Annotated in this window: 16 protein-coding genes; 1 reads left to right on the top strand and 15 read right to left on the bottom strand. The window is 66.7% G+C overall.

Translation table 11 applies throughout. From position 1 onward, the window contains the following. The first annotated feature begins 47 nt into the window (after positions 1-47). On the top strand, positions 48-542 hold the full coding sequence (locus HBF26_RS16405) for a hypothetical protein (RefSeq protein WP_167128940.1): 495 nt from the start codon (positions 48-50) through the stop codon (positions 540-542). Here HBF26_RS16405 and HBF26_RS16400 read toward each other — a convergent pair. From HBF26_RS16400 to HBF26_RS16330, 15 genes are all read right to left on the bottom strand, one after another. After that, entirely contained in the window at positions 539-3,586 is a 3,048-nt protein-coding gene (locus HBF26_RS16400) for a sensor histidine kinase (RefSeq protein WP_167128937.1), read from the bottom strand. The genes HBF26_RS16405 and HBF26_RS16400 overlap by 4 nt on opposite strands. A gap of 54 nt (positions 3,587-3,640) precedes the next feature. Continuing rightward, positions 3,641-5,020 (bottom strand): aldehyde dehydrogenase family protein, encoded by a 1,380-nt coding sequence (locus HBF26_RS16395; RefSeq protein ID WP_167128934.1) that lies wholly within the window; start codon positions 5,018-5,020, stop codon positions 3,641-3,643. 119 nt (positions 5,021-5,139) lie between these two features. Next, positions 5,140-5,709 carry a DUF4142 domain-containing protein gene (locus HBF26_RS16390; RefSeq protein WP_205287664.1) on the bottom strand — a complete coding sequence of 190 codons (570 nt, stop codon included), beginning with the start codon at positions 5,707-5,709 and terminating at the stop codon, positions 5,140-5,142. 111 nt (positions 5,710-5,820) lie between these two features. Further along, on the bottom strand, positions 5,821-6,114 hold the full coding sequence (locus HBF26_RS16385) for a cytochrome C oxidase subunit IV family protein (RefSeq protein ID WP_167128931.1): 294 nt from the start codon (positions 6,112-6,114) through the stop codon (positions 5,821-5,823). Further along, positions 6,111-6,755 (bottom strand): cytochrome c oxidase subunit 3 family protein, encoded by a 645-nt coding sequence (locus HBF26_RS16380; protein WP_167128928.1) that lies wholly within the window; start codon positions 6,753-6,755, stop codon positions 6,111-6,113. Before HBF26_RS16380 ends, HBF26_RS16385 begins: the two co-directional genes overlap by 4 nt. Further along, the gene (ctaD, locus tag HBF26_RS16375) at positions 6,752-8,350 is read right to left on the bottom strand and encodes a cytochrome c oxidase subunit I (protein WP_167128925.1); all 1,599 of its coding nucleotides are present in this window, start codon (positions 8,348-8,350) and stop codon (positions 6,752-6,754) included. Before ctaD ends, HBF26_RS16380 begins: the two co-directional genes overlap by 4 nt. Continuing rightward, positions 8,337-9,275, bottom strand: coding sequence for a cytochrome c oxidase subunit II (gene coxB, locus HBF26_RS16370; RefSeq protein ID WP_167128922.1), 939 nt, complete (start codon positions 9,273-9,275; stop codon positions 8,337-8,339). The genes ctaD and coxB overlap by 14 nt, the downstream gene beginning before the upstream one ends. Further along, positions 9,272-10,111 (bottom strand): SCO family protein, encoded by an 840-nt coding sequence (locus HBF26_RS16365; protein WP_167128919.1) that lies wholly within the window; start codon positions 10,109-10,111, stop codon positions 9,272-9,274. The genes coxB and HBF26_RS16365 overlap by 4 nt, the downstream gene beginning before the upstream one ends. Beyond that, a complete protein-coding gene (locus HBF26_RS16360; protein ID WP_167128916.1) occupies positions 10,108-10,419 on the bottom strand; it encodes a hypothetical protein in 312 nt (103 codons plus the stop codon). Before HBF26_RS16360 ends, HBF26_RS16365 begins: the two co-directional genes overlap by 4 nt. Further along, positions 10,416-11,225, bottom strand: a complete 810-nt coding sequence (locus HBF26_RS16355; RefSeq protein ID WP_167128913.1) for a hypothetical protein — start codon at positions 11,223-11,225, stop codon at positions 10,416-10,418. Before HBF26_RS16355 ends, HBF26_RS16360 begins: the two co-directional genes overlap by 4 nt. Continuing rightward, the gene (locus tag HBF26_RS16350; protein ID WP_167128910.1) at positions 11,222-11,770 is read right to left on the bottom strand and encodes a c-type cytochrome; all 549 of its coding nucleotides are present in this window, start codon (positions 11,768-11,770) and stop codon (positions 11,222-11,224) included. Before HBF26_RS16350 ends, HBF26_RS16355 begins: the two co-directional genes overlap by 4 nt. Continuing rightward, the gene (locus HBF26_RS16345) at positions 11,767-12,294 is read right to left on the bottom strand and encodes a DUF3341 domain-containing protein (protein ID WP_167128907.1); all 528 of its coding nucleotides are present in this window, start codon (positions 12,292-12,294) and stop codon (positions 11,767-11,769) included. The genes HBF26_RS16350 and HBF26_RS16345 overlap by 4 nt, the downstream gene beginning before the upstream one ends. Then, positions 12,291-13,634: an NrfD/PsrC family molybdoenzyme membrane anchor subunit gene (nrfD, locus tag HBF26_RS16340; protein WP_167128904.1), complete on the bottom strand. Its 1,344-nt coding sequence runs from the start codon at positions 13,632-13,634 to the stop codon at positions 12,291-12,293. Before nrfD ends, HBF26_RS16345 begins: the two co-directional genes overlap by 4 nt. Continuing rightward, the gene (locus HBF26_RS16335) at positions 13,631-16,489 is read right to left on the bottom strand and encodes a TAT-variant-translocated molybdopterin oxidoreductase (protein ID WP_205287663.1); all 2,859 of its coding nucleotides are present in this window, start codon (positions 16,487-16,489) and stop codon (positions 13,631-13,633) included. Before HBF26_RS16335 ends, nrfD begins: the two co-directional genes overlap by 4 nt. Then, positions 16,477-17,127: a cytochrome c3 family protein gene (locus HBF26_RS16330; RefSeq protein ID WP_167128901.1), complete on the bottom strand. Its 651-nt coding sequence runs from the start codon at positions 17,125-17,127 to the stop codon at positions 16,477-16,479. Before HBF26_RS16330 ends, HBF26_RS16335 begins: the two co-directional genes overlap by 13 nt. Positions 17,128-17,389: the final 262 nt, after the last annotated feature.

Below are 17,389 nucleotides of genomic sequence, written 5' to 3'. Positions count from 1 at the left end.
GCTCACGCTTGGGCCTCCGGCTCCTGCCACACGGGTGAGGCCTTGCCATGCGCAGCGCGAAGGTCATGGGTTTGCTGTTGCTCGTGGCCGGCGGCGTGCGCGCGAACGACGAATACGTGAACCCGAGGTTCTGCTACCGAGTGATACAGCCGGCCGATGTGTCCCGGGTCGTTCCCCGCGCCGACGGTACCGGCATCGCCATGGAACTGGGCGGCCCGTGCCCGGGCCCGGCGTGCATCGCCATCGATATCGGCGCGGGCTACCCGCGCCGTGCCGACGTCCTGCCCCACACGCACCGCTATTACCAGGCCCTGGGTTGGAAAGCGGGCAATCCGGCGCGACGCACGGTTGCGGGGACGACCTGGACGACCTATCCGATGGCCAGGCAAGGCGTGGCCATGGACGTGCACGAACACGTCCGTCGGCACGGCGAGGCGGTGTACGTCATCGTGGCGCAGTACCCGCGCGAAGCCAGGCAACGTGTGCGTAGGGAAGTGACGAAATTGCTCGCATCCTGGCGCTGGGTAAGCGCCTGCATCTAGGGGCGACCGCGATGATCGTTGCGGCGGCGCAGGCGGTTCAGCGGCACCGCGAGCGACACGGTCGTTCCCCGGCCCGGCGAACCGATGCAGAGGGTGGCGCCCATCGCGGCGGCGCGTTCGCGCATGCCGGACAGACCCCATTGCTCGCTCCCCGACACATCGGCGCCCGGACCGGCCGGCATGCCCTTGCCATCGTCCGCGACGGTCAGCTCCAGGTTCCGGCGCGTGGTGACGAGCCGCACGGCGACGTGCTGCGCGCCGGCATGGCGGAACACGTTGACGAGGGCCTCGCGGCATATCGCGAGAATGTCTTCGCCCACGGCCGGATCCATCTCCTGATCGTCCACGCGAACATCGGTCGTCATGACGATCGGGGAAGCCTTTTGCATGAGGCGTGCAAGCTCGTCGATGGTCGAGCCCAGCTTGCGTAGCGAAGTGATGTTCGTGCGCAGCTCGCGCACCTTGTCGCGGCCTTCGACGATGAAGTCGTTCGCCACCTTCAGCGTGCCCTCGATGCCTTCCTTCATCGGGTCGTCCTTGGGTATGGCGGAAGCGACGGCCTGGAAGCGAAGCATGATCCCGTAGATGGCCTGCAGCAACGTGTCGTGCAGTTCGCGCGCGATGCGCTCGCGTTCTTCGTGCCGTGCCTCCGAACGCAGGCGCACGCTTCGCGATACGCTGCGGATGCGCCAGGCATACACCGCGCCGGCCAGTGCAAGCACGACGAGCCCTTCGAGCGTCATGAACCACCACGACTGGTAGAAGCGTGGCGGGATGTCGATGGTGACGGATGCGCCGCGTTCGTTCCAGACGTCGTCCTCGTTCGCGGCGATGACGGTGAAGCGGTACGTGCCCGGTGCAAGGCTCGTGTAATACGCCTGGCGGCGCGTGCCCGCATCGACCCAGTTCTGGTTTGCACCGTCCATGCGATAGCGGAAGCGCACGCGGGAGGGCGAGGTCAGGCTTACCGCCGTGTAATCGATCTGCAGGGAGTCGTCGCCTGCCGACAGGCGTACGCTTCCGGCAGGGTCGAACACACGGCCGTCCGCATGCACGGCGGTCACATAGACGGGTGGAACCTGCGTATTCCCGCGCTGCACCGATGCGTCCAGCCAGTAGAGCCCCTCGTTCGTCACGAACCAGACCCTGCCGCTGTCGTCGCGTTGCATGCTTGGCACAGGCTGGCCTTGCCTCGCGATGCCTTTGACGCCATCGCGGAAATCGAAAGGTCCGATCTGGGGGCGGTAGCGGAGGTCGGAGAACGCCTTCTCCAGTTCGTCGGCGGAGAATCGGATCGCGCCGAGGCCGCCATTCATCCACACGTCGCCGTTGGCGACCTCCACGATGCCGGTGATTCCCACGAGTGCCGGGAAATCGCGATCGGTCAGCGATCGCATGACCCCGTCGGCATGGCGGGCAACGCCGGTACTTCCGCCGAACAACATGCCCCGGGCGCTCGGGAACATCGTCGTAAGACTGCCGATATCCAGACCGTTGTGCTGGTCGAAAACGGTTTCGCGACCGTCCTTGTCCACACGCAGCACTTCGCCGCCCGCGTAGCCGAGCCAGAGCGTCGTATCGGCATCCATGGCGCCCGTGGTCGGATAGCCTTTCACATGGTCCGTCTTCGGTTTCCATGCCTCCCAACGGTCGTTGCGAAACCGGTATACACCCATGCCTTCGATCGATCCCCACAACTCACCCGGCTTTCCGGGGGAGAGGAATTTCAGCCTCGATGCGTAGAGATTGTTCGGCAAGGCGACGGTTTCGAGCCGGTTGTCGCGGTAACGGTAAAGGTCGTGGAACCCGGCCACCCAGAGTGTCCCGTCGGCGTCGAAAAGAATGCTAAGAATGTCCGGCAGGCCGTCGAGCACCGTGACGAGATGCTCGCCGTCCAGCCGGTAGACCGTGCCAAGCTTCGACAGCCAGAGTCTCCCCTGTGGATCGCGCGCCACGCTCGTGCGCAGGCGTGTGTCCGGACCGAAATCGCGCACCGTTCCCACCGGCCCGTGGTGGTAACTGTCGATACCCGATGCCGTGCCCACCCAGGCGTTGCCTTCGCGATCGACGATGACGGGCGTGGCGCTGTTCGAGGTGAGCCCCTGGGGCGCCGAGAAAACGGCGCCTACCGCATCGTCGGTGACGATGTCGGATGCGCCGATCTGCTCCGGGGAGGGCACATGGAATACCTTCCCGGTGCCGAGCCCGGTCGCCCACAGACCGCCGTCCCGGTCGAAGGCCATCCGCAGCGCGCCGTGCGCATCGGTGACGGGCAGGGTAGCTACACCGTCGATCCTGGGATGTTCCGCCGTGAGGCCGCGCAACGGGCGCGTGCCATGCAGCCGGTCGGAGGCCCATAGCGTGCCCGTCGGATCGACGGCGAGCGTGGCACCCGGCGCGAGCGCCACATTCGTGGCCTTGAAGTGCGTCGCGCCGCGCGGCAGGTACAGCAACCGGTTGATCGCCGCGACCCACAGCGTGCCGCTCGCGTCGGACAGCACCCAGTCCGCTCGATCCGCGGTATATCCCCAGTCGGTGCCCACCTTCACCCAGCGCGTGCCGTCGAAGCGGCCGAGCCCCTGGCTGGTCGCCGCCCAGATGCTGCGGTCGGGTCTCTCCGCGAAGGCGAGCACCCATCCCGGGGGAAACCCATCGCCCACCTCATACGCACGCAGCTTCCCATCCTGGATGCATGCGGCACCCCCATCGTAGAAGCCCACCCACAGCGCACCCCCTGTCGTGAACTTCAGCGCGGTGATATTGGCCGACGGCAGGTGCTTCCCGGGAGGAGGCTGGTAGCGCGAGAAGGTCACGCCGTCGAACCGATACAGACCCGTGCCGGTGCCAAGCCAGAGATATCCGTCGGGTGCTTGGGCTAGCGCGATAGTGGCCGGCGGAGCGCCCTCTCCTGTGGTCCACGCCTGGTGCACGAAGTTGCCCGGCTGCAGGGCGCCTCCACCCTCGGCACCGGCCACGGTGGAGCAGGCCAGAGCGAACGCCGCCAGCAGCAGGGGCCAGATGCGGGAGTTTGCGGACGCAAGCATTCACCGCAGTCTAGCGGCGCCGCCATGAAAAACCTTGGTGAATCTTTTCCGCCGTCAGCCCGCGCGGAAGACAATCATCTTCTCCGAGGTCATCTCTTCCATCGTGTACGGAATGCCTCCGACGCCGTGCCCGGAGACGCGCCGCCCGGCGAAGGGCATCCAGTCGACGCGGAACGCCGTGTGATCGTTGACCATCACCGCCGAGGCATCCAGCCGTTCCGCCGCGCGGAACGCCGACGACAGGTCGTTGGTGAAGATGCTCGACTGGAAGGCTTCCGGCAGCGCGTTGGCTTCCTGGATGGCCTGGTCCAGCGTGTCGAAGCCATAGACGCAGGTAAGCGGTCCGAAAACCTCCTGCGTGGATACCTTTGCATCCTTCGGCGGGTTCAACAGGACAGTCGGGTAAAGCGTCGTTTCGCTCAGCCGTCCGCCGCCGATGGGGCGGGCCCCTGCGGCCACCGCTTCATCGATCCACGCCTGCACGCGGTCGGCCTCCTTCGGCGTGATGAGCGGGCCGACCTCGGTCTCGGCCAGCAGCGGGTCGCCGGTGCGGAGGGCCTGGACGCGACGAGCGAACCGCTCGGAAAACTCCGTCTGCAGGCTTGCATGCACATAGATCCGCTGCACCGAAACGCAGACCTGGCCGGCATGGTAGTAGCCGCCCTTGGCCATGGGCTCGATCAACCGGTCGAGGTCGGCGCTCCGGTCGACGATCACCGGGGCGACGCCGCCGTGTTCGAGGGCGCAACGCGCGCCGGGGGCGAGCTTCGAACGCAAGCGCCAGCCGACGCTCGCCGAGCCGATGAAGCTCAGGAAGGACACGCGCGGGTCCGTCACGAAGGCTTCGGCCAGTTCGCGCGATTCGGGGAGGAACGACTGCACCCAGCCTTCCGGCATGCCGGCTTCCTGCACCATCTGCACGAGGTCCAGGCAACTCATCGGGGTTGCGGTGGCCGGCTTGATGACGATCGGGCATCCCGTGGCAACGGCTGGGGCGACCTGGTGCACGATCAGATTGAGCGGATGATTGAAGGCCGAGATGGCCGCGACCACGCCGATGGGTTCGTTGACGGTCCATGCGCGGCGGTTCTCGCTCGACGGCGTGATACCCATCGGGATCTCCTGCCCCGCGCGCGTGCGCAAGGTCTCGGCGGCGATGCGCACGCCGTCGATCGCACGTCCCGTCTCCACCATGGCGTCTGTGTACGGCTTGCCGCCTTCGCGCGCGATCTGCCGGGCAAGCTGTTCCCGTCTGCTTTCCATCAGTGCGGCGAGCGCGTGCAGCACCGCGATCCGCTGGTGGGGCTTCAGCCAGGTGGCGCGCTCGCGCGAGAGACGGTACGCCGTCGCCAGCTTTCGCTCGAGCGCCGCGGCATCGTCCGTGGGTAGTTCCGCGATGGGTTGGCGGTCGAATGCTTGCACGACGGTGAGCATGGCGAATCCCTCCGCGGCTGCGACGACAGCCGGTGGCAGAAGCTGAGGTTAGCCACACGCGAGCACGCCCGGTTGTTAAAGATCGTCAGTCCCGGCAAAGCCGGGACAATCGTGTGAGCTTAGTGGCCGTCGCCTGTCATCGCGCTCGAACCGGAACCGCCCGGCAGCTTCTTCGCCATCTCCAGGTGCTCCTTGAGCGTCGGGAGGGTCTTCGTGGCGAAGGCCTTCAATTCCGGGTCCTTGCCGCTGGTCGATTCCTTGGTGAACAACGCCACGGCCTTCTGGTGGTCGGCCACCATCTTCTTGGCGAACGCCTTGTCGAAGGCATCGCCCGACTTCTTGCTCATCGCGTCGGCCGTCTCCTTGTCGGCCGGCATCGGGGCGGGCGAGACGGTCAGGTTCTTGCTGCTGGCGATGGTCTTCAGTTCTTCGTTGGCGGCCGTATGGTCCTTCACCATGCGCTCGCCAAAGGACTTGGTGGCAGCCGAGCTGCCCTGTGACGCGCCGAGCTGGCCGAGCGCCACTTCGGCCAGGCCCGAGGCGCTGGCCTTGCGCACGAACTCGGTATCGGTCGATGCGGCGATCTTGGACGACCCGGAAGCGGCGGAGTCCTGGGCGAAGGCAGCGGCAGGGGAGAGGACGGCAGCCGCCAGGGCGGCGACGAGGAAACGGCGATGCATGCGAATCATGGGTCACTCCTTGGTAGCCGCGCTGTGCGCGTGGTCGCCAAGGTGTCGCACCATGGGGATGAATGAGGCGTGCAGCCGGGATCAAAGCGCCAGGCCCATGCATGGGTCCATTTATTTGACGAGCACCGGCAACCTCGTGAGGAAATCCCCCAGCGTCAGGACGATCATGATCGTGAGCCAGGCCACGCCGAAGCAGGCCGCGAAGTGAATGGCCGGTTTGCTTCGGCGCAGCTTCATGAAGAAGAACACCACGATGGCCGCTTTGGCGGCTGCGATGCCGGGGCCGGCCACGGTGTTCCATGTGCCGAGGTGTATGCGCGACACGACGATGCTCAGCAGAAGCAGCACCGCCAGTGCGGCCAGTGCGGCGACATGCGCAATCAGCGAGGGTGGCCGTTCGCTCATGCCCGGCCTACCTGGTAGTACAGCGGAAAGACGAAGATCCACACGATGTCGACCAGGTGCCAGTAAAGAGCGGACACCTCCAGTGGCGTGTGGTAGCCGGGGCCGAACGCCGCGCGGTGCGTGCGAAGCGCCATGGTGAGGAGAACCACCACGCCGACGGAAACGTGCAGCGCATGGAAACCTGTAGTGACGTAATAAAGGAAGAAGAACAGGCGCTCCTGCGCGGCAAAGCCCCCGACCTCTTCGTAACGGATGCCCGGAATCACCGCCGCCTTGTAGTCGTGGTAGTACTCGAAGCCGTGGATCGCGAGAAAGACGAGGCCGAGAACGGCCGTGCCGCAAAGCAAGCCGGTTGCGAGCCGCCTGCCGCCAAGCTGCACGTCGCGAACCGCCAGCGCCACGGTGAAGCTGCTGGTGAGCAGTATCGCCGTTTCCAAGCCGCCGAGCGTCAGGTCGGTGTGGCGGCTGGCGGAGGCGAAGGCATCCGGCCAGATCACGCGGCAGACGGTGTACGCGGCGAAGAGTACGCCGAAGAACAGTACCTCGGTCGCAAGAAAGGCCCACATGCCGAGCGTCGCCGCGTCGCGCTGCTGCGCGGCGTCGTCGAATTGCTCGGCGGTATGGGGGGCGTGAGCGTTCATGGGTGCGTGTACGCGTAGGGCCCTTCGGTCACGACGGGTGGCGCCTCGAAATTGTGCGTTGGCGGAGGCGAAGAGGTTGTCCATTCCAGGCCCTCGGCGCCCCATGGGTCATTCCCCGCCCGTTCGCCGAAGCGCAGCGACCACAGGAAGTAGCCGATGGGCAGGAGATACGACGCCGCGAGGAGCACGGCCCCGGCCGAGGACAGGATATTGAGCAGGCCGTACTCGGCGGGGTACTGGTGATAACGTCTCGGCATGCCTTCCGCGCCGGCCAGGAATTGCGGGAAGAAGGTGAGGTTGAAGCCGAGGAACATGAGGATGGCCGCGAAGCGCGCCCAGGCTTCCGAGAACATGCGGCCGGTGATCTTGGGCCACCAGAAGTGGATCCCACCGAGGTAGGCCATGACCGAGCCGCCGACCATGATGTAGTGGAAGTGGGCCACCACGAAGTAGGTGTCGGTGAGGTTCACATCGAGCGCGGTCGCCGCGAGGAAGAGGCCGGTGAGGCCACCGAGCATGAACAGCCCCACGAAACCGAGCGCGTAGATCATGGGCGCGCCGAAGGCGATGTCGCCCTTGTAGAGGGTGGCTGTCCAGTTGAACACCTTGATCGCCGAAGGCACGGCGATGATGAAACTTAAGATCGAGAAGACGATGCTAGCGTACATCGACTGCCCGGCCACGAACATGTGGTGGCCCCACACGAGGAAACCGATGACCGCGATGCCGATGATCGAATAGACCATGAAGCGGTAGCCGAAGATCCTGCGCCGTACGCCGGCCGTGATCAGTTCGCTGACGACGCCCATGGCTGGAAGCACCATGATGTAGACCGCCGGGTGCGAGTAGAACCAGAAGAAGTGCTGGAACAGCAGCGGATCGCCACCCAGGGCCGGATCGAAAATGCCCACGCCAAGCAGCCGTTCCGCGGCGATCAGGGCCAGGGTCATGGCCAGCACCGGCGTCGCCAGCAACATCACCAGTGACACCCCGTACATCGACCACACGAAAAGCGGCAGGCGGAACCACGTCATGCCGGTGGTGCGCATGGTGTGGATCGTCACGATGAAGTTGAGTCCGGTAAGAATGGATGAGAATCCGACGATGAAGACACCCACCACGGTCAACATCACGTTCGAGTTCGAGAACATGGTGGAAAACGGCGTGTAGAAGGTCCAGCCGGTATCCACGCCGCCGAGAAGGAGGCAGGCCACCGTGAAAATGCCGCCCGCCACGTACAGGTACCAGCTGAAGAGGTTCAGCCGGGGGAATGCGACATCGCGCGCACCGATCATGATGGGCAGGAGGAAGTTACCGAGGGTGTTCGGAATCGACGGAATCAGGAAGAACCAGACCATCACCACGCCGTGGAAGGTGAAGGTCTTGTTGTAAGTGTCCGCGCTCATCAGGTCGCCAGCGGGCGTGGCCAACTCCAACCGGATCAGTGCGGCCGCGATACCGCCGAGGAAAAAGAAGAACGTGATGGAAACCGCATAGAGAATGGCGATGCGCTTGTGGTCGTGTGTCGCCAGCCAGGACCTGAGCGTGTTGCCGTCCGTGAGATAACTGGGTGCGGCTTGTTCAGCGGGAAGCATGCGGGGTCTCCCGGTCCGTGCCACGGACCTTGAGGTAGGCGACGAGCGCGAGAATGTCGGCTTCGTCGATGCGGTCCTTGTAACTGGGCATCACGGGCGCGTAGCCGGCGGCAACTTCGCTACCCGGCAAGGTGATGGAGTCGTGCAGGTAGCGCTCGTCGGCCAGCACCTGCCGGCCGTCGGCCAGGGGCACGGTGCTGCCGTAGAGACCATCCAGCCGCGGCGCGTGCACCGACGAGCGGGCATCGTGGCAACCCGCGCAGCCGTAGCGGGTGAACAGGGCGCGGCCCTGCTCGGCCAGCGACCCGGTGGCATGGCTTGCGAGCCACCTCGCGTGGTCCTGCGGTGTCTGCACGATCACCGCGCCGCCCATGCGCGAGTGGTCCGTTCCGCAGTATTCGGCGCAGAACAGATTGTAGGTGCCCGGGCGGGTAGGGGTGAACCACATCTGCGTGTAGCGCCCGGGGAGCACGTCCTGCTTCACGCGAAAGGCCGGTATGGAAACGTCGTGGATCACGTCTTGCGAGATCATCACCAGACGCACCGGCTGCCCGGTGGCGAGGTGCAGCGTGTCGATCTCCCGCTGCCCGTCAAGATGTTCGAACTCCCACATCCATTGCTTGCCGACGACATGGATCGTCGTGGCGTCGCCCGGTGGCGTGCGCATGTCGATCCAGAGGCGGATGCTCCATGCGAAGATGCCGACGAACAGCGCGAAGGGAATCAGGGTCCAGGTCAGTTCGATGCCGAGGTCGCGATGCGATTCGCCGCTACGGTCGACGTTCCTGCCACGGCGGAAGCGTATGGCGAACACCAGCATCGTGGTGAACACGGCCACGACGACAAGGGCCGACAGGCCAAGCATCGCGTAGAACAGACCGTCGATTCGCGGGGCGAATCCAGACGCTTCGGGCAGAAAGTTCATGGCGTCCTCCGACGCAGCCACAGGGCACCGAAGGCCATGGCGAGCAGGAAGGCGCAGCCCAGCGCGATCATGATGCGCGACACGAGCAGGCTGTAACGACCGGTGGAAGGATCGTAGCCACAGCACAGCAGCACGAGGCGGTCGATGACGGTCCCGAGGCGCCCCTTCGACGCGTCGATCAGCGCGAGCCTCAGGGCGTGTGTGTCGTAATCCACGCCGAAGAAGTACTGCGTCACGCGTCCGTCCGGCGATACGATGACGATGCCGGCGGGATGCACGTATTGCCCGTCGCGCGGGTCCTTGAAGTACCGGAATCCGGTGGCGCGAGTGAGCGCGGCGACCGACTTCGGTCCGGCCGTCGTCCAGTGCCAATCCTCCGCGTGTCCACGCGGCGACATGCGTACGAGCATCTCGCGGGCTTCCCGCGCATCGGCTGCCGTTTCTTCCGTCGCGATGCTCACGAAGGTCACGGCGTAGTCGTGGCCGGCGCGCAACGGCAGACCGGCCGCGGCCGAGGCGATGGCGTGCAGGGTGAGGTCGCAGAGATTGGGGCAGCGGTAGTAACCGAATGCCAGGAGCAGCGGCTTGCCGTCCGTAATGGCCGCGAGCGAGGTCGCGCGGCCGTCCGCATCGGTCAGCGGTGCGTTCATCGGCACCGCTGCGCCGATGTGCTGATCGAAACCGGCACGCGCATCGAGGTCTGGCGGCGGTGGGACGCCGGCGAAAGCCGCCGTGCAGGTCACGAAAGCGAGCGCTGCGAGGCGGGCGACCAGGCGCGGGGGCCGCCCCCGACCGAGGCCGCTTTGCCAGCGCCCTTTGCTGGGGAGCCCGCTCATCGTTCGCGCCTCCCTTCTTTTGCCATCAGTTGCATGGCCCTTTCCACGGGGATGCGCGCTATACCGTGCTCGCGGTCGACCCAACTCCACCGATCCTCGTTTCGTTGCCGGCGGCGGAACTGTTCGAGAGCGCGCCGCGGTTCCGCCTGCAGTCTTGGCTCGTCCGGTCGGGGGGCCGGTGCGGATACGGAGATCCACGCACGCCAGAGCACGAAACAGATAACGAGCACCGCGACGGTCGAGCCGGCGAGGATCGCCGCAAGGCGTGCCAGGCGGCCGCTGGCGAGATTCTGCGCTTCGTGGCTCATGGCATCACCATCCATGCCACGTGACACGCCTGGCCAAGGAGCACGGACCAGGCGGCCGCGCGCAATACGAAGGGCCGTCCTTTCGCCTGCCGCGTCAGGAGCAGAAGGAACGGCACGAATCCCTGCGCAGCAAGCGCCGCGAGCCCAAGCATGCCCGGGACACCTTCCGTGCGCGGCAGGTACCAGGCGGTCTCATAGGGAAGGTCGGCCATCCATGCCGTGAGGTAGTCGATGCCGACGAGGTAGACCCAGCCCAGAGACGTTGCCAGAAGCAGCGACGACTGGTCGCGTCGCGTCTGGTCCGTCGCATCGGGAGCGCCGGGTGCGCGCATGAGCAGCGATGCGGCAAATCCCGTCGCCAGATGCCCGGTTGCGACGACCAGTCCCATGACCGACGAACGCCACTCGGGCGTGAGCGACACCATCCAGTCGTTTGCAAACACGCCGCACGCGAACAGCCAAAGGATCAGGCTCGCCGCCGCGGCCCGGGCGAGCAGCCACCATGCCGCCGCCCACGCGAGGAAGCAGCCGACCGTCCGCCAGACGAGGTAGGTGTGGTCGAGGTACCACCACCGCGCTTCTTCCACCGGCTCGTCCATCCATGGAAAGAGGTGGTGTCCGTCCAGTAGGAGGGGCACGGCGGCAAGCGCCGCCAGGGGCAGCAGGCGGCGCAGGCGTCCCCAGCGGGAGGCGAGGTCGTCGCCCCAGGCGCCTCCCGTAAGGCGATGGATGGCCTGCCATGCGATACCGCCCACGCTTGCGCCGGTAAACAACAGCCACGCCGCGAGATAGGCATGCAGGATCACCGCCGGCCTCCGGCATCGGGGAGGTCGCGCAGGCGCGCGAGGTCCGCAGCCTCCAGGCGATCGACGGGCGCGTGGCGGCTGAACTGCAACGCGCGGATGTAAGCGACGATGGCTTGCCTGTCGGCCGGCGACACGCGGTCGGCGTACGGATACATGACGCCCCAGCCATGGGTGATCACGTCGTAGATGTGCCGGTCGTCGGCATCGCGCAGCCGCTTTACGTGGTAGCTGGGCGGCCGCGGAAAACCTCGCTGCACCACCATGCCGTCCCCATCGCCGCCGGCCCCGTGGCAGGGTGTGCAGTAGATGGTGTAGCGCTCGCGTCCGCGCTCGAGCAAGGCTTCGGTGATGGCCGGCGGTTCTGGCATCGCTTCTGCGCCGGTCGTGGCGACGCTGCCGGGCGGCGCTTGCCGCTCGGCGACCCCGTCGGCGAACAGCGGCGCTTCGTCGCCGCGCTCGTAACGCGGCTGGTCGTACATCTGGTGCATGCCGCGCTCGCAGCCGGCCAGCAGGCAGAGCGCTGCGAGGATCGCCTGTCGCTTCATGCCGGCACCTCCGCATGGCGCATGGGTTCCAGGGCCGCGACATCCTCGGCCACCTGGCGCGCTTCCCAGCGCGGATCGTCCGCGCGGATCAGCAGCAGGAATCCGTCGCGGCTGGCTTCCTCGAACCATTCCACGTTGAATTCCGGCCGGTAGAGCTTCGGTAGCCGGCTGCTTGCCAGGTAGACCACGTATCCCGCAAGCACGGCCAGGAGGATCGTCACCTCGACAGCCGGCGGCAGGAAGGCCGGCCAGCTCGCCGCGGGCCGGCCGCCCACGTTCAATGGGTAGTCGACCGCGGCGGAGTGATATTGGAGCCACAGCATGCCGATGCCGCCGGCCAGCCCGCCCACCAGCGCGGCAAGCGGAATACGTTTGGGCGGCGGCCCGAGCTTCTCCACCAGTCCGTCCACGGCATAGGGCGAGAACGCCTCGATGCGGGTGTAGCCGAGACCGTGCAGCGCATCGATCGCCCCGGCGAGGGCATGCGCGTCGCGTACCTGCATGAGGCGGCCGTGTACGCTCATGGCCGCCTGTCCACGCGTTCGGCCGCATGCCGGCGCAGTTCGGCGATGGACAGCACCGGCACGACACGCACGAAGATGAGGAACAGCAGCGCGAACAGCCCGATCGACCCCGCCAGGAAGGCGCCGTCCCAGATCGTGGGATAGAACATGCCCCAGCTCGACGGCAGGAAATCCCGATAAAGGCTCGTGACGATGAGCATGAAGCGCTCCAGCCACATGCCGGCCAGCACGAGCAGCGAAATGGCGACGAGGGCAGCCGGGTTCGTGCGCACGCGCGGCCACCACAGCGCCTGGATGGAGACGCTGTTGCAGGCGATGGTGGTCCAGAACACCCACGCGTACGCACCTTGCAGGCGATGTCGCTGCATGGCCACCTCGTAAGGATCGCCGCCGTAGAACGCGGTGAAGATCTCGGCAGCGTAGCCATAGGTGACCACCCAGCCGACGGCGAGCATCATCTTCGCCAGCTTGTCCAGGTGCCCGTCCGTGACGAACTCGCGCAACGGGTACGCGCGGCGCAGGATCACCGCCAGCAAGATGACCATCGCGGCGCCCGAGAACAGCGCGCCCGCGACGAAGAACGGCGGGAAGATCGTCGAGTGCCAACCCGGCAGCAGGCCCTCGGAAAAGTCCAGCGCCACCATGCTGTGCACCGAGAACACGAGCGGTACCGCCAGGCCTGCGAGTATCCGCGTCAGCGTGGCATGCCTTTCCCATTCCAGCGCCTCGCCGCGCCAGCCCATCGCGAGTACGCCGTAGAACACTTGCCGGCCGCGAGACCGGGCACGGTCACGCACGGCTGCGAAGTCGGGTACGAGGCCCACATAGAAGTAGATCACCGACACGATCACGTACGCGCCGAGGGCGAAAAAGTCCCACACCAGCGCACTTCGCCACTGCGGCCAGAGGCCCATCCGGTCGGGGTAGGGTGCGAGCCAGTACGCGAACCAGGGACGCCCCAGGTGCAGGACCGGAAAGATGGCAGACACCGCCAGCGCGAACACGGTCATGGCTTCGGCGAAGCGGTTGAGCGCGGAGCGCCACCCTTGGCGGGTGAGGTAGAGCGCGGCCGAAATGAACGTTCCGGCCATGCCGATGCCGATCCACCAGACGTAATTCGCGATGGCGAAGCCCCAGGCCACCGGCATCGTCACGCCCCAGATGCCCACGCCACGTGCCAGCAGCACGGCGATGGCGGCGACAAGGACGGTCGTCAGCAACGAAGCCACGCCGGTGGCGAGTTTCCAGACCGGCCCACCCGGACGCGCGAGCACGAGACCGGTTACGAGGTCGGTCACCTCCGCGGGCGTGGCGGTATGCGCGGGCTCGCGATCGGTCATGCGTCCCTCCAGGCCGGGTTCGGGTTGCGCAGGGCGCCGAGATACGCAGTGCGGGGCCGCGTGTTGAGTTCCTCCAGCAGTACGTAGCGTCGCGGCGAGCGGTGCGCGACGGCCACCTCGCTGGCGGTGTCGCCCAGATCGCCGAAGACGATGGCGCGTGTCGGGCAGGCGTCCTGACACGCCGTGGTCACCTCGTCGGTATGGATGCGCCGTCCCTCGCGATCGGCGTCGATATGAGCGCGCTCGATCCGCTGCACGCAGTAGGTACACTTCTCCATGACGCCACGGTAGCGCACCGTCACCTCGGGATTGCGCATGGCTTTCAGGCTTTCGCTGGCCAGGTCCGCGTACTGGAGGAAGTTGAAGCGGCGCACCTTGTATGGACAGTTGTTGGAGCAGAAGCGTGTACCGACGCAGCGGTTGTAGACCTGAAGATTCAGGCCCTCGCTGTCGTGCACGGTGGCTTCGACAGGGCATACGACCTCGCACGGGGCGTGCTCGCAGTGCATGCAGGGCACCGGCTGGTGATACGTGCGGGGCTCCGTTGCGGTGCCCTCGTGGTAACGGTCCACGCGAATCCAGTGCATGCGGCGCCCGCGGGCCACTTCGTCCTTGCCTACCACCGGTATGTTGTTCTCCGCCTGACAGGCAATGGTGCAGGCATTGCAGCCGATGCATGCGTTGAGGTCGATGCTCATGCCCCAGCGGTACTCGCCCGCCGGCGCCTCGGGGTAGAGGCTTACCGGTGTCTTGCCGCCGCCCTGCGGTGGATGCTCCGGGGTTCCCGCGCGCACGATGTCGCGGCGGCCCATGTCGTGGTGCGTCTGCGTGCACGCGAGCGTCGCGCGTCGATTCAGCGGAGTCAGTTCCACGCCGGGGACATGCCACGTGTCGTCGCTTTCGCGCAGCGCATAGGCGTCGTAGCCGAGCCCGTCGGCGATGCCGCAACGGCGTCCGTAACCGAACGTGACGGTAATGCTGTTGTCGGCCTGTCCCGGCACGACGAGCACCGGGGCCTCCACGTGCCGTTCGCCGACGGCGAGCCGCACCATGTCCCCGTCGCGAAGGTGGCGCTGCCCGGCGAGGGCAGGGGAGATCCAGGCGGCGTTGCCCCAGGTGAGCGACGTGACCGGGCGCGGAAGTTCCTGTAGCCATGCGTTGCCGGCGTGGCGCCCGTCCCACAGATACTCGTCGGGGCGGAATACGAGCTCCAACGCATCCGCCCCTGTAGGAGCCGCCACGGCGGCGAGGAAATCTCGCCCCGGTTCAGCACCACTAGCCGCCATGGCGGCTCCTGCAGCGTCTGGGGTCCTTGAAACGACGCCGTCGCGCAGGGCCGTGGTCCACGCGTCGTCGTCGAGCTCCGGCCACGTTGTCCGCACCCGCTTCACCGGGTCGTCCGTCATGGCTCCCGTGAGCAGATCGAGCACGTCATGCGCGGAACGGGCATCCGCGAGGGGCGCAAGCACGGGTTGGACGATGCTCGCCACGCCGTCCGGTGTACGCAGGTCGGACCAGGTTTCGAACGGATGGAGCGCGGGAAGATGCCATTGCGCGGCTTCCGCGGTTTCGTCGCGATAACGCCCCAGATGCACAGTCCGCGGCACGGTGCGCATGGCATCCGCGAAACCGGGCGCCGTGTAGACCGGATTGGTTTCCAGAAGCACCAGCGTCCCGACGTGGCCGGCGCGCATGTCTTCGAGGAGTTCGCCGAACGGCCGGGCCGTGTCGTGGCCTGGCGCGTTGCGCACAGTCGTTCCCTCGTTGCCGAGCACGGCGTTCATGGCGCGCACGAGGTCGTGCACGGCGGGCGGCTGGGATGGGCCTGCCAGAACAAGCGATGCGCCCGCGTTCGTCCGCAGGTCGTCGGCGATCATGGCGATTCGTTCGCGGGCGAGGGCATCGAGATTCGGCACATCGGCATGCACGCCGAGTGCGGCTGCGAGGCCGGCAGCGATCGCCGGCAGCGCGCCGGCTGCAACGGGCCACGCGTGATCGGCGTTCCTGCCCGTGAGGGATGGCGAGGGTTCGATCGCGTAGAGGCGTGGCATCGCGTTCATGTCGCCGCGCATGGCCGCGAAGTCGCGCGCATGGCGGACGTGGCCCGGAAAACCGCCGAGCGGATCCGCATCCAGGGTCACGATGGTCCGGGCCTTCGAAAGGTCCGGCCAGACATCGGCCGGCCGGCCCCGCGCCGGATCGTGCACGTGCCAGCGGGCCGCCGGATAGCGTGCAAGGAGCGCATCGCGCTGGCGCGCGAGGGTGGGTGACACGACGGTACCGCTCAGAATGCGCAGGCCTTCGCCGCGTTCCCCCAACTGCCTGCGCAGCGCGGCAGCCTCGCTTTCGAACGCGGCCCAGCTCGACGGCGTGCCATCGCGGCGTAGTGCATCGGAGCGCGCCGGGTCCCACAGATCGAGCACGGCTGCCTGCATGCATGCGTCGCTACCGCCGAGCGCAGCCGGGTGGCGCGGATTGCCGTCGACCTTCACCGGCCGTCCGTCGCGCAGCGTCACGACCACACCCACCACGTCGTCACCGGTGGCCAGGGCAGTGGCATAGCGCGCCGAATGTGGAACCGTGCGGCCATTGCGCCCCACTTGCGGAACGATGTGCTCGGGCGGCGGGCCCGAACAGGCCGCCAGGCCAGCGAAGGCGAGCGACGCCCCAAGCAGGCGCAGGAATCCGCGGCGATCGAGCGCAGGCTCCAGCTCGGCAAGCGACGGCCACGCCGCGGCAAGCAGGCCACGACCTGCCGGGTCCGCTGCGAGTTCGTCGAGCGCGCGCCAGAAGCGCGGCGAGCCGGGAGGCGGAAGGGCGTCGCGCAGGGCGTTGGCCGGGCTCATCGATGACATACCGAGCAGTCCGTGAGGCGCCGCCGATCGATGCGATAGGCATCCACGAGGTGCATGCCGAGCGCATCGTCGTCGCCTGGCTCCCGGTCGTCCATGGCGAAAGCTTCCTCGCGCGGCCGCACGAAGCGTTCCGGGTGGCGATGGCAGTCCAGGCACCATTTCATCGACAGCGGTGCGACGCGGCGCATCAGCGGCATGCGGTCCACACGGCCGTGGCACGACACGCAGCCCACGCCCTTCGCCACGTGAATGGAATGGTCGAAGTACACGAAGCCGGGAAGGTCATACACACGGTTCCATCGCAGCGGCACGCCGGTGCGCCAGCTCTCCACAAGCGGCGCGAGTGGGGGCTGATCCGTAAAAAGTTGCGAATGGCAGGTCATGCACGTCGATACCGGCGGAATGCCGGCGAAGGCATCGGTCTCCACGCCGGCATGGCAATAGCGGCAGTCGATACCTACTTCGCCCACATGGTGTTGGTGGCTGAAAGGCACCGGTTGTTCCACGGCCTCGCTTTCGCTTTCCGGTTCGGCGGTGACGCTGCGCCATGCGAATATCGCCGCCGCGAGGAGCATGGCGAACGCCAGCATCGCCAGCTTCGCGTAGAGACCGGAACGCGGGTGGAATACTTGTGCCATCTCCCTCGAGCCCCGGCATAACGGGTTCACGCTAGTTGCGGCGCCGTGCGCGGTACGTGAAGCCGAACACCGCGCGTCATACACTGCACGTGGCCGCGTGTGTCCAGACATGGCACATGTCCACGCCATCGCACACGATCGTCGTCGACCGTGTCCCTTCCCTTATCGGGGAAGACGAACGCCTCGTCGATGTGCTTGTTCGCCACGGCATCGAAGTGCCGCGTGTCTGTTACAACAAGGCCTCGGGCCTCTCAAGACATAC

Origin of the sequence: Luteibacter jiangsuensis (assembly GCF_011742555.1) — a bacterium.
Classification (GTDB): domain Bacteria; phylum Pseudomonadota; class Gammaproteobacteria; order Xanthomonadales; family Rhodanobacteraceae; genus Luteibacter; species Luteibacter jiangsuensis.
The sequence above is the reverse complement of the archived record's forward strand: the minus strand, read 5'-3'. Positions and strand labels throughout refer to the sequence as shown.

Bases quoted from the DNA above. Each gene is read 5' to 3' on its own strand.
- HBF26_RS16405 (WP_167128940.1), top strand. From the start codon at position 48: ATGCGCAGCGCGAAGGTCATGGGTTTGCTGTTGCTCGTGGCCGGCGGC.
- HBF26_RS16400 (WP_167128937.1), bottom strand. From the start codon at position 3,586: ATGCTTGCGTCCGCAAACTCCCGCATCTGGCCCCTGCTGCTGGCGGCG.
- HBF26_RS16395 (WP_167128934.1), bottom strand. From the start codon at position 5,020: ATGCTCACCGTCGTGCAAGCATTCGACCGCCAACCCATCGCGGAACTA.
- HBF26_RS16390 (WP_205287664.1), bottom strand. From the start codon at position 5,709: ATGATTCGCATGCATCGCCGTTTCCTCGTCGCCGCCCTGGCGGCTGCC.
- HBF26_RS16385 (WP_167128931.1), bottom strand. From the start codon at position 6,114: ATGAGCGAACGGCCACCCTCGCTGATTGCGCATGTCGCCGCACTGGCC.
- HBF26_RS16380 (WP_167128928.1), bottom strand. From the start codon at position 6,755: ATGAACGCTCACGCCCCCCATACCGCCGAGCAATTCGACGACGCCGCG.
- ctaD (WP_167128925.1), bottom strand. From the start codon at position 8,350: ATGCTTCCCGCTGAACAAGCCGCACCCAGTTATCTCACGGACGGCAAC.
- coxB (WP_167128922.1), bottom strand. From the start codon at position 9,275: ATGAACTTTCTGCCCGAAGCGTCTGGATTCGCCCCGCGAATCGACGGT.
- HBF26_RS16365 (WP_167128919.1), bottom strand. From the start codon at position 10,111: ATGAGCGGGCTCCCCAGCAAAGGGCGCTGGCAAAGCGGCCTCGGTCGG.
- HBF26_RS16360 (WP_167128916.1), bottom strand. From the start codon at position 10,419: ATGAGCCACGAAGCGCAGAATCTCGCCAGCGGCCGCCTGGCACGCCTT.
- HBF26_RS16350 (WP_167128910.1), bottom strand. From the start codon at position 11,770: ATGAAGCGACAGGCGATCCTCGCAGCGCTCTGCCTGCTGGCCGGCTGC.
- HBF26_RS16345 (WP_167128907.1), bottom strand. From the start codon at position 12,294: ATGAGCGTACACGGCCGCCTCATGCAGGTACGCGACGCGCATGCCCTC.
- nrfD (WP_167128904.1), bottom strand. From the start codon at position 13,634: ATGACCGATCGCGAGCCCGCGCATACCGCCACGCCCGCGGAGGTGACC.
- HBF26_RS16335 (WP_205287663.1), bottom strand. From the start codon at position 16,489: ATGTCATCGATGAGCCCGGCCAACGCCCTGCGCGACGCCCTTCCGCCT.
- HBF26_RS16330 (WP_167128901.1), bottom strand. From the start codon at position 17,127: ATGGCACAAGTATTCCACCCGCGTTCCGGTCTCTACGCGAAGCTGGCG.